Here is a 13,392-nt window from a genome sequence, read left to right as displayed (position 1 = left end):
CCTCGCCATGGAGCGGGTCTTCGGCGTGCCGCTGGACGAGGTGCTGGACACCTACGGGCTGCTGGAGGTGCCCGCCGCCGTGGAGCTCGCGGCGCAGGTGCTGGAGGTGCTCGACGCCGCGCACGCCCTGGGCATGGTCCACCGCGACCTCAAGCCCTCCAACGTGATGCTGGTGGGCGAGCTGTCCGCCCCCAAGGCGAAGGTGCTCGACTTCGGGCTGGCCTCGCTCGTCCAGGACGCGCAGCAGCCCCGGCTCACCGAGAGCGGACAGGTGCTCGGTACCCCCGCGTACATGGCCCCCGAGCACTGCCGGGCAGAGCCCCTCGACGGGCGCGCGGACCTGTACTCCGTGGGGTGCCTGCTGCACGAGCTGCTCGTGGGCCGGCCCCCTTTCGGGGACTCGCCCGCCGTGGAGGTGATGAGCGGCCACATGTACCGGCCGCCTCCGCCCGTGCGCCAGCTCATGCCCGAGCGCCCCATCCCCGAGGCGCTGGAGGCCCTGGTGCTCGCCTGCCTCCACAAGGCGAAGGGGCAGCGTCCGGCGAGTGCCCGGGAGCTGGCCGCCCGGCTGCGCGAGACGCTGGTGCCCCCGGCGCCCGCTCGCGGTGAGGGCAAGAAGCAGGAGCGCGCCCAGGCACCGCCCGCTCCCGCCCCCGTGGCCCCGACGGACCGGCCCGTGGCCGTCATCGAACCGGGCGGCCCGGCCAACCCCCACGGCATCAGCACCGCGCTCTCCGTGGCTGGCTACCGCGTGGTGCCTCTCGGAGAGGACGGCCCGCTGGAGGGAGTGTTCGCCCTGGTGGTGGTGCCTCGGGACCACCAGCGGCAGGAGGAGGCACTCGCGCTGGCGAGCACCCTGGCCGCGCGGCCCCAGGCCCCGCCCGTGCTGCTGTGTGGAAGCGGAGATGACTTCTCGTTGATGTCCCGTGCCGTCGCGAGCGGCGTGTACGACTACGTGCCCCTGCCGATGGACCCCATGGACCTCGCCCGGAAGGTGGGCCGCGCGCTGCGCTCGCGCCGCTGAGCCTTCTCACCCGCCGAGTGCCGGGACCGTGGCGGATCGCCCCAGTCCCCAAATGCCGCACCCGCCCTCCGAGGCCCGCCAGTGCGGCGGAACGCCACGGCCGCGCCCCTCCATGCGCCCGCCCTCTTCCGAGGGAAGTGCCCCTGGCACGCCCATCGCAATGACCCTCCCGCGAGCCCTGCAACTGGCTCCAGGAGAACCCCCATGAAGCGCATCGCTCCGTTGGCCATGCTCGTCTCCCTCACCTTCACCTCGGCCGCCCATGCCGCGCGGGAGGACGAGGTCGCTCGCGAGGTCCGTCGGCTCCGGGCCCAGTCCGAGCGATTCCAGAAGCAGCTCGAGCGGGATGTACGGCACATGGCGAAGACGGGGCCCCGGCTCGACACGGCGGACTCCTCGCGCCCCACCTCACGCAAGGACCCTCGTCATGAATGACCTCGTTGGTGGCCGTGAGACCCGGCGCATCCGTCCAGGGCCGACACACCTGGCACGTCTCCCGTGGGCATCCGGCCCGGCGCGTGCTGTCCTCGGGCGCTCGGATGAACGACCTCACCCAACTGCGCACCGCCCTCGAGTCCGCCCGCGACGCCCTCCCGCCCCCCGAGCGTTTCCCGGAGGCCCCCGACGCGGACACCGCCCGCCGACTGCTGGAGCGGCTGCGGCGCGACCTGCTGCCCCGCCTCGGCGGCGCTGACGCCCCGCTGCTGCTGGTGGCCATCGCCGGACCCAACAACGTGGGCAAGTCCACCCTCTTCAACGCCCTGGTGGGCACGCACCTGTCCCCCGCCCGCCCCGAGGGAGGTCTCACCAAGCAGTGCCTCGCCGCCGCGCACCCGGACACCTGGACGGGCTCGCTCAAGGACTTCCTCACGCGCCGCTACGACATCGTCCCCGTGTCCTCGGGCGAGGCCGCGCCGGTGGACCAGCCGGGGCCCTCCGGGCGCCTCTACCTCGTGTTCGCCGAGGCGGTGCCCCGGGGACTGGTGGTGATGGACACGCCGGACTTCGACAGCGTCTACCGCGACAACCGCGAGCGCACCGAGGCCCTGCTCGTCACCGTGGACGTGCTCGCCTTCGTCGTCAGCCGGCAGACGTACCAGAACGCCGCGCTGGTGGACTTCCTGCGCGCCGCCGTGGGCCACGGGCGCCCCTACCTCCTCGTCTACAACGAGTCCACCCGCGAGGAGGTGGCGCGCGGGCACCTGGAGAAGCTCGCCTCGGACGTGGGCCACCCGCCCCTGGCGCGCTACCTCGCCCCGCACCAGCCGGAGGTGGAGGCCGGGGAGAAACCCCTCGCCACGTACCCGCTCGACAAAGGCCCCTCGCTCGCCGCGCTGCTGGGCGAGGCCGAGCACGCCCGCTCGCTCAAGGCCCAGGCCCTGGCCGCCTCACTCCGAGACGCGCGCGCCGAGATGGAGCACCTGGCCCGCGCCGCCACCACCGCCGCGCATGAGCCCGAGCGGCTGCGTCAGCGGCTGCGCCATGAGCTGCTCACGGTGGGCAGCCACGCGGCCCTCAAGGCGGTGCCCGCCGACGTGCTGGTGGAGGCCTTCCGCGACGAGCTCGACGCGCGCAGCGCCTTCCACCGCTACGTGCGCCTGCCCTTCCGGGGTCTGGCCACCGCGCTCACCTTCGTCTCGCGCCAGGTGCGCCGCTCCTTCACCGGCCCCGAGCCCACCGCCGCTCCGGTGGTTCAAGTCACCGAGGACACCCTCCGCAATGGGGTACGGCGCATGGTGGAGGTGTTCGCCCCGGAGGTGGCCGCGTGGCACGGGGACACCCGGACGCTCGAGCTGCTCTCCGAGACCTTCGGGGCCGCCACCCTGTCGCGCCTGGACGAGCCTCTCGGCTTCGAGGCCCTGCACGCCCACGCCGCGGACCGGGCCACCCTCTACGGCTTCTGCCGGGGGCTGGTGGCCACGGAGCTCCAGGGTGGCATGCGCGAGGAGGTGCTGCAGGCCCTCACCACGCTCGTCTACTCCGTGCCCTCGGGCGCCGCCGCGGCGGTGACGGTGGCCACCGGCGGCTTCGGTCACGACGCCGTCATCTGGGCCGGCACGCTCCTGTCCACACCCCTGCTGGAGCGCTTCGTGGACATGCTCGGCGCGGACGTGCGCGAGCGCGTCATCCGCAAGTGGGCCGATGCCCACGGCGCTACCCTCGCGCGGGCCCTGGAGCAGCGCTTCTTCACGGGGCTGCTCGGCCACCTCGACGCGCAGGTGACGCAGTGGGAACGCACCGCTTCCACCCTTTCCGAGACAACCTCCCGGCTCTCGCGCTGAGCACCCGCCGTGTCAGACCCCCCGTGCATGCTGTGTCCAACAACAACTCGAGGACCACAGACGGCGGGTAGGCGTGCTTCGTACATGGTTGTCGCGAGCGAACGGACCAGGGGGGATGGGGAGGGAGCGAGGGCGTTTTCCGGCTCGCCTGAGAGGGCAACAGGACGACCTGACTTTAAAAATCGGGTCGCACAAGTGACCTTTACAGTCCTGTTCCGACAACCTGATGCGTCGTATTCCGCCTTGCCTACACTGTAGGGTGGGTTCAGGAATGGACAAGAAACTGGCGAAGACGATTGGGGAAGCCGCTCGTTCGGCCCGTCTGCGTGCGCAGCTCACCCAGGCGGATGTGGCGGAAATGGTGGACTTGGTAACGGAAGTCTACGGGAGGATCGAGCGCGGCGGCATGGTGCCGAGCGTTCCAACACTGCTGCGGTTGTGCCGGGCGTTGCGCATTTCGGCGGACGAGCTGTTGGGGCTGGCGGGCCCGGATGGGACGCTCAAGCTGGCGGAGCCGGCGGGTGAGCAGGGCGAGAAGCCGGAGGTCCGCGCGGTGCTGCGGGTCCTGCGTCAGCTCGACTCCTCGCAGATCAAGTTGCTCGGCAGGGTGGCTGTCGCCCTCAAGAAGGAGTAGGCGGCCCCCGTAGTGGCCGAGGCAGGAGCCGGGGTACACTTCCGTTCCACCCCCCACAGTCTCCCCGACCAGAACTTGACCTTAAAGGTTGGTCGGGGGAACCTACGGCCAGTGTCCGTGCTCCTCTTCCGAAGAATGACCGTCGCCCTCGCGGCGATGCTGCTGGCAGGGCTGGCCGGAACGGCCGTCGCCGAGCAGCTCCCCACGCAGGTCATCACCGGGGACCCGGTGGCTCCGTCACCGGGTCAGCCCGGGACGGGCCTGTGCTCGGCGTCGAGGATCTCGACGAGTCCGTCAGCGGACTTCCCTCAGAGCAACACCGCCTTTATTGGAGGGGTGAACGCATTTCTGGAGACGTCTCCCAACGCCTCCAATCCCAACGCCCGCGTCACGACGGTGCTTCGGACGCCGTTGGATCTCTCGAATAACAACACTTCCGGATTGAAGCAGAGCTTCGGCGACTACGAAAACGCCGTCCCTGGATGCCAGACCGGCGGCTGCGACTTCTTCATCAACGATTCCTACACCCCGTTTGCCACCCGCCTGCGCGGCTACCTGAACGTCACTGCGGGCATGGTGGGCCTGCCGGTCCACTTCGGGCTCTACGCCGACGACGCCGTAGGGCTCAACATCTACGACCGGAATTCTCGCATCTACCCGGTGATCAACCGGCCACCGGAGCTCGGGTTCCCGACCTGGCGCACAACCAATAGCGTTACCTTCTTGAAGCCGGGCCTCTACTCGATCGAGGCCATCTATGCCGAAGTAGGCGACCACGCCGCTCTTGAGATATCGATCTTGGTCGGGACGTTCGGTGACTTCGAGCGGTCGGCGAATCAGGCGCCAATCGTCAAACTTCGGGACGCGGGCTTCACGCTGCTTGCTCCCGCCTCCTTCTACCAAACGGAGAGCGGTCGCCCCTCATACCCGGACCCAAATCAGTGCCAGCAGTGCAATCGCCAGTACGCGAACACCGCTGGCAACAATGGGTGCGACTCGGGCTACTACTGCAACGGGGCGGCCTTGTGCGCCCCCTGTGACTCGGCTGTCTTCTGCGGGCCGAGCTGCTCGCCATGCGGTGCCTCCACGCCGCTGTGCCTCAACCGCAACGGCACATTCACCTGCGTCCAGTGCTCGGACGATTCGCAGTGCCCCAATGGCCGCTGCGACTCGACTACCAACGAGTGCCGCGGCTGCCGGACCGACGCGAACTGCCCCAAGGGCGAGTACTGCGGCACCGACAACGAGTGCCACGAGTGCACCACGGACGCCCACTGTCCCCGTGGCGAGGTGTGCGCCGACAACTCGTGCCAGCCCTGCTCCACCGATGACAGCTGCGCGGGCGCCTCGTGCAACTGCTGCCCCGGCGGCCTCAAGTGCGGCTCGCCCGCTCCCGGCGCCTCGCCCACCTGCGTGGAGTGCACCAACGACTCCGAGTGCTCCGATGGCAAGCGCTGCGACCTCGCCAACGGCCGCTGCGTGGAGAAGGTCGCCGAGTGCAACACCTCCGAGCGCTGCGGCGCCCAATGCGCCAAGTGCCCCACGGATCGCCCCTTCTGCCTGGACGGACAGGTGTGCGTCGAGTGCCGCTCCGACCTCGAGTGCGGTGACGGCAAGTTCTGTCTCAGCGGCGAGTGCGCCTCCTGCACCACGGACAAGCGGTGTGGCTCGCGCTGCGAGGCCTGCCCCACCGAGCAGCCCTTCTGCCTCACCGACGGCACCACCGCGGGCAGCTCCTGCGCCGGCTGCCGCGAGGACGCCGACTGCGGCCCGGGCGGCACCTGCGACCCCAAGACGCGCACGTGCAGCGCCTCCACCTGCTCCGTGACGTGCGACGAGGGCAAGGTGTGCTACGGCGACTCCTGCGTGGAGTGCTTCGCCGACGCCCACTGCCCCTGCGGCGGCACCTGCGACACCGCCACCAACATCTGCACCACCTCCTGCGACGAGAGCAGCGACTGTCTCGGCGTCCAGCACTGCTCGGCCTCCACCCAACAGTGTGAGCGCGGCCGCCGCAAGCCCGGCACCGAGCCCCAGGGTGGCTCCTTCTGCTGCGGTACCACCGCGGGCAGCACCCCCGGCGGCCTCGCCCTGCTGCTTCTCGTGGCCGCCTTCCTCGCCCTTCGCCCCCGCCGCGCAGCATGAAGCGCTCCGCAGCCATCGTCCTCGGCCTCGCGCTGGGGCTCGCCGCCGGGTCCGCCTCGGCCCAGGACGCCCGCTTCGACGTGCAGGCCTTCCGTCCGCTCGGAGCGCCCCAGGATCTCGTCGTCGTTGGCCAGTCCCGCCCCCTCTCGCACCTGTCCATCTCCGGCGGCGCCTTCCTCAACTTCGCGTTGGATCCGCTGGTGCTCGTCGCCGCTGGCACCCACTCCAAGGCCCTGAGCGTGGTGGGCAACCGCCTCCAGCTCGACGTCATGGCCTCCGTCGGGCTCCTCGACTGGGTGGAGCTCGGCGTGGACATGCCCCTGGTGCTGGCCCAGGGCTCGGACAACCTCGAGGCCATTGGCACCGAGGGCTTCGTCCAGTCCTTCGTCCCCGGAGACCTGCGCCTCACCGCCAAGGTCGCCATCCCCGGTTTTCGCCGCGCCCCCGAGGCCTCGGGCCTGGGCGCCTCCCTCACCTTCGGCCTCGGCCTGCCCACCGGCATCCAGGACGCCTTCGCCAGCGATGGCGACGTCACCTACACGCCCGGCCTGGTGATGGACTACCGCTTCGACTCGGGCATCCTCCTGGCCCTCAACACCGGCCTCTGGCTGCGCCCCGAGCACGAGTTCGCTGGCGTGCAGTGGGGCAACGCCGCCACCTTCGGGCTCGGCGCCGAGGTCCCCGTCCTCCGCGGCCGCGGCATCACCGCCGTGGGCATGCTCTCCGGCAGCACCCCGCTCGACAAGCTGCCCAACAGCACTCAGCAGATTCCCGCCGAGCTCCTCCTCGGCCTGCGCTGGTACAGCTCCACCGGCCTCACCTTCACCATCGGCGGGGGCGGCGGCTGCGGCTGCTCCCTCACCGCCCCCAGCCTGCGCCTCTTCACCTCCGTCGTCTGGGTGCCTGGGAAGACCCGCGAGTGGGCGGCGCTCGAGCGCTTCAAGCAGCCTCCGGAGCCTCCTCCTCCGCCCGTGGACCCGGATGGTGACTCCGTCATCGGCGAGGGAGACCGCTGCCCCGGCGTCGCCGGCCCCGTGGAGAACGGCGGCTGCCCCGACACGGACACGGACGGCGATGCCGTGGTGGATCGCCTCGACCGCTGCCCCGCGCACCCGTCCAGCCCCAAGGGCCGCGATGGCTGCCCGCTCGCGCGCATCGCGGGCAACAAGATCCTCATCCTCGAGCAGGTCCACTTCGCCACGGACCAGGACGTCATCCTCTCCGAGTCCTTCGACACCCTCGACGAGGTCGCCCAGGTGATGCTCAGCCACCTGGAAATCCAGCGCGTGCTCGTCGAGGGCCACACGGACTCGCGCGCCAGCGATGCGTACAACCTGGACCTGTCGCGCCGCCGCGCCGCGAGCGTGATGAACTTCCTGCTCGACAGCGGCATCGCCGTGGAGCGCGTGTGCTCGGCCGGCTTTGGCCGCACCCGCCCCCTGGCCGGCAACGACACCGAGGAGGGCATGGCGCTCAACCGCCGCGTCGAGTTCACCATCCAGCCGCCCGTCGAGGGTCCGCTGCCGCCCTGCCCGCCGGACCCCGCCGCCGAGCAGGCGCTGCCCTCGCCCAAGTCCACCAAGACCAAGGGCCGAAAGGTCGCGGCGCCCACGCCGTAGTTCAGGGAAGGGGCTTGCCGCGAAAGCTCCGCGCGGCCTTCACGGCGCGCTCAGCGCTGCGCCGTCTTGATGTCGAAGACGACCTCGGCGGCCGCCTTGCGCTTGCCCGCGGTAGCCGTCACCACCGTGCGCCCCGGCCCCACCGCCGTCACCTGCCCGGTGGGGGATACCGTCGCCACCGACCAGTCCGAGCTGAACCAGGTGACGGGCACATCCGAGAGGGCGATGCTCCGGTTGTTGAACGTCTTCGCGCGCAGTTGGAGCTGCTGCCCCACCTTGGCGAAGACGAGGTGCGTGGGCTCCACCTCCACCCGCGCGAAGTCCGAGCGCACCACCTGCACCTGGAGGTTGCGGCTCAGCGGCGGCACCATGGCCGTGATGGTGGCCCGGCCGGGCGCCACGCCCACCAGCCGCCCGTTCTCCACCTTCGCCACGGACTCGTTGCTGGAGCTCCACACCGGCGGCACGTCCACCAGCGGCTTGCCCAGCTCATTCTTCACCACCGCCGAGATGGCGATGGAGTTGCCGGCCAGCAGGAAGTCCGCCCCGTCCACGCGGATGTCCACCAGGCTGGGAATGGACACCTGCACGTCCACCGAGGCCCGGGCCTTGCCCGCCGCCGCGGCGATGGTGGCCTTGCCGGACCGGCGCGCCACCACCACGCCATTGTCCACCGTCGCCACATCCGGCGCCGAGCTCACCCAGCGCAGCTTCGGGTCCTCCACCGGCTGGCCCTTCGCGTCGAGCGCGACGGCTTGCACCACCATCGTCTCGCCGTGGGCGTGCAGCGGCCGGTTCTCCGGCATGGTGAGGGTGAGCGACTCCGGGGCGGAACGGCAGGCCCCGAGCACGAGGATGGACAGCAGGAGCAGCGAGCGGGCAGGGAACAGAGGAGTCACGGCGGTAGGGGGACCGTACGGGCGCACGAGAGTGCCTCCGAAACGGAAGCGCGACGGAATGTATTTCGAGACGGGTCGGGCGCAATCATTTGCGGCCCCGTGCCCCTGGCTGGCTGCCTGCTCCGCGGGGGACCCGACACGACCGGGAAGAGGCGTGGAATCTCCGATGCGCCCTTCATGCCAGGGGGGCTGACGAGCGGCTCCGACGCCCTCCCCCGCCGACGAGGGTGGACGCCGGGCCCGGGCCTGCTCAGGGTCAAAGGGTCGACGCGCCCTTCACTCGCGCCAGGGGGACCGACCTTGATTCACAACGTCTTCACGCTCCTGTCCCTCCTGCCCCGAGGCCCTCGCCGGGCCGCCGTCCGCAAGCTGATGGACACCGTCTGGGACCTCCGCACCACCCTGGAGGTGAGCGGGCGGGAGAACCTCCCCGATGCCCCCTGCCTCTTCATCTGCAACCACCTGTCCAACGCGGATGGGTTCACGCTCGACCGTGCCCTGCGGCCCCGCCGGGTCTTCTTCCTGGCCGGCGTCAAGCTCCAGGGCACCGTGATGACCCGGCTGGGCACCGAGGCCGTGGACACCATCTTCATCCGCCCCAACTCGGCGGACATCGAGTCCCTCAAGCGCGCGGTGGAGACGCTCAAGGGCGGCCAGTCCGTCCTCGTCTTCCCCGAGGGCGGTCGCAGCCGGACGGGCGCGCTCCTCCAGGCCAAGAAGGGCGTCGCCCTCATCGCCAAACGGGCGGGCGTCCCCATCATCCCCGTGGCCCTCACCGGTACGGAGCGGTTCATGCCCATCGACGACCAGGACATGGGCCGGGAGAAGGTGCGCCGGGCCCACCTCACCGTCCACTTCGGCAAGCCGTTCCGCATCGAGGACCTCGAGCCCGAGACGGCCGGAGCCGAGGACACCCGCCAGGCCCTCACCGACGCGATGATGCGGCGCGTGGCGGAGCTGCTGCCCCCCGAGTACCGCGGCGTCTACGCCCTCCCCGAGCCCGACGCCAACGTGGAGGGCCCGGCGCCCCTGGAGGCGGAGGCTCCCTCGGAGCCCCTCCCCTGAGCCCTCACTCCCCGGCGTGCCACTGCAGCTGGGCATTCGTCCCGCTCGGCGCGAGACTCAAGGGCGGCAGGTAGAGCCCCAGGCGCTCGCGGCGCCACCATGCCCCCGTGCTCCGGTGCGTCTCCCGGTCCGTCATCCGGTAGTCGTAGAGGACGGCCCGGAGGTAGCGCGGCGGGTGCTCCGGGAAGGGGTTGCGCGCGAAGAGCTTCAGCACGTCCGGCGAGCCCTCGAACAGCCGCAGCACCACGGCCAGCAGCCACGAGGGCGGCGAGCCCAGGGCCGCGAACCACATCTGCCAGTCCAGCCGGGGCTGGTGCGGGGCCACCTGCCTCGGCGCCCGGTTCGGGTCGCTCACCTTGTAGCGGAAGGTGTACTCCCGCCACGTCTCACCGTCGTCCGAGCCCTCGATGGAGATCTCCGGCCGGCGCACCGTCATCACCGCGAAGAGGCCGTAGGGATTCACGATGCGCAGCGGGCGCGCCTGCATCTCCAGCCAGCCCAGCCACCGGGGTGGGTCGCGGGGACGCTCGAAGCGGGCCAGGAGCTCGTTCGCGCCGAGGACGAGCAGCGGCGCGGCGGGCAGCCACGCCCCCAGGGTGCGCCACACCGGCCGGGGCTCGGCGGGCGGGAGACGCGAGCGCGACAGGAAGCGCGGCAGGGACTCGTCATCCAGCAGCCACAGGCCCAGCACCAACGACTGCACGTTGAAAAAGCCGTAGTTGCCCGTGGCCATGATGAGCCCCTGCAACCCGGAGAAGAAACCGAAGGCCAGCAGCCGCGCCCGCCTCGGGGCGAAGGTGAGGAACGGGGCCACCGTCTCCACCACCAGCGTCGACAGCGTGGAGAACTTCTGCAGCTTCGGCGGCAGTTGGTGCGCGTGCCAGCCCGCCTTCGTCGGCAGCGGCGCCGTCTCGTAGTAGTAGCTGTGCGCGGTGAGCTTGCGCCACGTCTGGTCGCCGGACTTCAGCTTGGCCACTCCGGCGCCCAGGTAGAGCCGGAAGAAGAGCGCGCGCCACAAGGCCACCTGCGCCGCGGACGGCTCGTGACGGCCCGCCCCTGGCCTCAGCCCCGCTGGCGCGGTGAGGAGGCCGAGCAGCCCCATCTCCGTGAGCAACACGTCCCACTGGAAGGAGAGGAACTCGCGCCCCGCAGACGTATAGGAGAGGTAGAGGGCCCACAGCGCCGCGAGCGAGACCTGGGGCGCCACGCCCAGCATCACCGCCACGGACAGCACCTGCCCCGCGCGCGTGCCGCGCACCAACGTCTCGTCGGAGGAGTCCAGCCAGAAGAGCGAGGGCACCAGGTGGAAGCGCTCGCGCCCCAGGGCCGCCAGCCGCTTGGAGGAGAACAGCTCCTTCATGGGCAGGATGCCGCGCGAGCCGTAGAGCCCCCGCACCTGCCGCCCCAGCGACGTGAAGGCGATGAGGTAGATGCCGCCCAGGGCCCGGAGGAACACCTGGCGCACGAGCCGGTGGTGCGGCGGCGCCACCGAGCGCTCCCGGAGGAAGCGCGCCATGCGCCCCACCCGCTTCCAGCTCGGAATGCCCAGGTCGGCCACCACCCGCGCCGCCTGGACGAGTCCCTGGAGCCTGCCTCGCCGCCCTCGCCTCCGGGAGCGTCGGGAGGGCGAGTAGCCGAGCATCCGGAAGACGGCCTCGGCGCCTTTGGGGCTGACACCGCGCATGGGGCTCCTCCTCATTCCCTCGAAGCTGGGAGCGCCCCAGCCGCGATGCCGGGAGGGGCCCGCCCCTCGCCCCGGAAGGGCCCGAGCGGCCGGGCTCCATCCTCCCCGGGGACAGGTGCCTAGCTTTGTCTCATGAGCGAGCCCAAGGAACGAGCCCACCGGACGGTGCAGGTGGTCCCCGGCGTCCATCGCTGGTCCGTCAAGGATGACCGCATCGGCGGCGTGCAGAGCGATGCCTACGCGGTGGTGGCCGAGGACGGAGCCGTCACCCTGATCGACCCACTGCCCATCGACGAGAAGGCCTTGAGCAAGCTGGGCCGGGTGGAGGCCATCGTGCTCACCGCCGGCAACCACCAGCGCGCGGCGTGGCACTTCCGCAAGCTGTTTGGCGCTCCTGTGTGGGCGCCCGAGGACGCCCATGGGTTGGAGGACACGCCGGACGCCACCTATGTCGCGGGCAACAGCCTCCCGGGCGGCCTCGTGGCCTACCACACGCCCGGCCCCGTCGAGTCCATGCACGCCCTCTGGATGGAGCGGCCCCGGAGCGTCATCTTCCTCTCGGACCTCCTCACCCATGTGAAGGCCGGCACGCCGCGCTTCGTGGAGAACGCGTACCAGGACGACCCCGGGCGCACCCGGAGGAGCATCCAGCGCATCCTCGACCACCTGCCGGTGGAGGTGCTCTGCTTCGCGCACGGCGGCCCCATCCTGCGGGACGGCGCTTCCGCGCTCCGGCGCGCCCTGGACGAGGACACCGAGGCCCCCACCCCCTCCGAGCCCCTCTAGCCCCGCGCTACTTCGCTCCCGCTCCCGCGAGGGTGTCCAGGCGGCAGCCCACCTCCAGGGACAGCACCACCTCGTCCACGGACACCTCCTGCTGCTTCACCTCGCCGGGCGCCTCGCAGCCCACCACCTGGAGCGGGGCGCGCTCGGACTGGGCCAGGGCCATGAAGCCCCGCGCTCGCTCCACCCAGCGCTTCGTCAGCTCGGCGCGGCGCGCCTCCGGGTCCCTCACCCGGGCCTCGGGAAAGCCGAACGTCACGCGCAGCCCCGCGTTCGCCTTCTCCGCGGCGGCTCCCAGCTCGCCTCCCACCCGTGCCAGCGTCGCCACCAGCGTCGCGCGGCCCCAGAAGTCCAGCGACTCGGGCAGGGACACCTCCAGCACGCCGTGCGCCATCGCCTGCGCTCCCCCCATGCGCTTGCCGTACTCCCGCTCGAAGCCCCGCATCTTCACCGAGACTTCCACCTTGCTCTCCCGCGTGGCCTCCGTCGTGGCGCGCACGTACTGGTCCACCGCCGCCTTCAGCTTCGGCAGCGCCTGCTCCAGCGCCTCCGTCTCCTGCCGGAAGGCGAACGACATCACCAGCACGTCCGGGCGCACCTTCATCCCCTCCACCGTCGTCGGCGTCTCCGGGACGGTGTCCGACTCGTAGGAGGAGCTGGCCACCGCCGAGGACACGGAGCCACCGCCGCACGAGGTCCACAGACAGACGAGCACGAAGCAGCCGGGGAAGACGAGGTGACGCAGGGACATGGGTGGGGCTCCAGAGGACGGAAACGGCGACCCGGGGGACTCTCGGGTCGTGCCGCGCAGATTGCCAGCGGGTAGGCTCGCCGTCCGCCATGTCCTTGTCCTACAAAGAGAAATACTCCGGCCCCCATGAGCTGCCCCCCGTCCGGGCCGAGCTCGTCGTGCGCCCGGACCTGCTCCGCGTGTCCTTCTCCATCTCCCTCGAAGCCGAGGGCCTCGACCAGGGGCTGCCCCTCCTCCAGCGCGCGTGCGAGCAGCTCCAGCGCCGGGTCCGAGATGCCGTCGCGACCGAGGTGCTGCTCCGGCCACGCGACGCGCGCTTCACCCGCTCGCCACCCAAGAAGCTGGCGCGCCCCGAGGATGATGACTGGAGCTTCTTCGCCGTGGACGGGACACTGGCCGTGCAACTCCCCGAGGAGCTCGACTTCTGGGCGCGGAGTCGCCGGGTGGGCGCGCTGGCGCGCACGTGTCACGAGCTGGAGCGCGACAGCTGGGAGGAGAAGAAGCGC

Annotated in this window: 12 protein-coding genes; 9 read left to right on the top strand and 3 right to left on the bottom strand. The window is 71.2% G+C overall.

Features of this window, described 5'->3' with window-relative positions; all coding sequences use genetic code 11:
• The 6 genes from VF697_RS09550 to traB all read left to right on the top strand — a co-directional run.
• Window positions 1-1,024, top strand: a 1,024-nt coding sequence (locus VF697_RS09550; RefSeq protein ID WP_331093483.1) for a serine/threonine-protein kinase, incomplete at its 5' end; no start/stop codon positions are given.
• A 204-nt stretch (window positions 1,025-1,228) separates the two neighbouring features.
• The gene (locus VF697_RS09545) at window positions 1,229-1,459 is read left to right on the top strand and encodes a hypothetical protein (RefSeq protein WP_331093481.1); all 231 of its coding nucleotides are present in this window, start codon (window positions 1,229-1,231) and stop codon (window positions 1,457-1,459) included.
• Window positions 1,460-1,563: 104 nt separating this feature from the next.
• Window positions 1,564-3,306 carry a GTPase gene (locus tag VF697_RS09540; RefSeq protein ID WP_331093485.1) on the top strand — a complete coding sequence of 581 codons (1,743 nt, stop codon included), beginning with the start codon at window positions 1,564-1,566 and terminating at the stop codon, window positions 3,304-3,306.
• A 271-nt stretch (window positions 3,307-3,577) separates the two neighbouring features.
• The gene (locus tag VF697_RS09535; protein WP_331093479.1) at window positions 3,578-3,940 is read left to right on the top strand and encodes a helix-turn-helix transcriptional regulator; all 363 of its coding nucleotides are present in this window, start codon (window positions 3,578-3,580) and stop codon (window positions 3,938-3,940) included.
• Between the two features lie 135 nt (window positions 3,941-4,075).
• A complete protein-coding gene (gene traA, locus VF697_RS09530; protein ID WP_331093477.1) occupies window positions 4,076-6,085 on the top strand; it encodes an outer membrane exchange protein TraA in 2,010 nt (669 codons plus the stop codon).
• Window positions 6,082-7,704, top strand: a complete 1,623-nt coding sequence (traB, locus tag VF697_RS09525; protein WP_331093475.1) for an outer membrane exchange protein TraB — start codon at window positions 6,082-6,084, stop codon at window positions 7,702-7,704. The genes traA and traB overlap by 4 nt, the downstream gene beginning before the upstream one ends.
• A 50-nt stretch (window positions 7,705-7,754) precedes the next feature.
• Here traB and VF697_RS09520 read toward each other — a convergent pair whose 3' ends face one another.
• Complete coding sequence (locus VF697_RS09520) at window positions 7,755-8,603, bottom strand: Ig-like domain-containing protein (protein WP_331093472.1); 849 nt, start codon at window positions 8,601-8,603, stop codon at window positions 7,755-7,757.
• 300 nt (window positions 8,604-8,903) lie between these two features.
• Here VF697_RS09520 and VF697_RS09515 point away from each other — a divergent pair, with 300 nt between their 5' ends.
• A complete protein-coding gene (locus VF697_RS09515; protein WP_331093470.1) occupies window positions 8,904-9,668 on the top strand; it encodes a lysophospholipid acyltransferase family protein in 765 nt (254 codons plus the stop codon).
• 4 nt (window positions 9,669-9,672) lie between these two features.
• Here VF697_RS09515 and VF697_RS09510 read toward each other — a convergent pair whose 3' ends face one another.
• Window positions 9,673-11,352, bottom strand: a complete 1,680-nt coding sequence (locus VF697_RS09510; RefSeq protein ID WP_331093469.1) for a lipase maturation factor family protein — start codon at window positions 11,350-11,352, stop codon at window positions 9,673-9,675.
• Between the two features lie 132 nt (window positions 11,353-11,484).
• Between VF697_RS09510 and VF697_RS09505 the strand changes: the two genes are divergently transcribed.
• Window positions 11,485-12,138: an MBL fold metallo-hydrolase gene (locus VF697_RS09505; protein WP_331093467.1), complete on the top strand. Its 654-nt coding sequence runs from the start codon at window positions 11,485-11,487 to the stop codon at window positions 12,136-12,138.
• A gap of 7 nt (window positions 12,139-12,145) precedes the next feature.
• Here VF697_RS09505 and VF697_RS09500 read toward each other — a convergent pair whose 3' ends face one another.
• The gene (locus tag VF697_RS09500) at window positions 12,146-12,886 is read right to left on the bottom strand and encodes a hypothetical protein (protein WP_331093465.1); all 741 of its coding nucleotides are present in this window, start codon (window positions 12,884-12,886) and stop codon (window positions 12,146-12,148) included.
• Between the two features lie 89 nt (window positions 12,887-12,975).
• On the opposite strand from VF697_RS09500, the gene VF697_RS09495 reads away from it, so the two are divergent.
• Window positions 12,976-13,392: hypothetical protein (locus VF697_RS09495; RefSeq protein WP_331093463.1), on the top strand; the 417-nt coding region annotated here is incomplete at its 3' end.

The organism is Archangium sp. (genome assembly GCF_036388035.1).
Classification (GTDB): Bacteria; Myxococcota; Myxococcia; order Myxococcales; family Myxococcaceae; genus Archangium.
Note: the sequence above shows the minus strand (reverse complement) of the source record. Positions and strands in the feature narration are given on the sequence as shown.

Coding starts and splice junctions, on each gene's coding strand:
- VF697_RS09505 (WP_331093467.1), top strand. CDS start 11,485: ATGAGCGAGCCCAAGGAACGAGCCCACCGGACGGTGCAGGTGGTCCCC.
- traA (WP_331093477.1), top strand. CDS start 4,076: ATGACCGTCGCCCTCGCGGCGATGCTGCTGGCAGGGCTGGCCGGAACG.
- traB (WP_331093475.1), top strand. CDS start 6,082: ATGAAGCGCTCCGCAGCCATCGTCCTCGGCCTCGCGCTGGGGCTCGCC.
- VF697_RS09545 (WP_331093481.1), top strand. CDS start 1,229: ATGAAGCGCATCGCTCCGTTGGCCATGCTCGTCTCCCTCACCTTCACC.
- VF697_RS09535 (WP_331093479.1), top strand. CDS start 3,578: ATGGACAAGAAACTGGCGAAGACGATTGGGGAAGCCGCTCGTTCGGCC.
- VF697_RS09500 (WP_331093465.1), bottom strand. CDS start 12,886: ATGTCCCTGCGTCACCTCGTCTTCCCCGGCTGCTTCGTGCTCGTCTGT.
- VF697_RS09540 (WP_331093485.1), top strand. CDS start 1,564: ATGAACGACCTCACCCAACTGCGCACCGCCCTCGAGTCCGCCCGCGAC.
- VF697_RS09510 (WP_331093469.1), bottom strand. CDS start 11,352: ATGCGCGGTGTCAGCCCCAAAGGCGCCGAGGCCGTCTTCCGGATGCTC.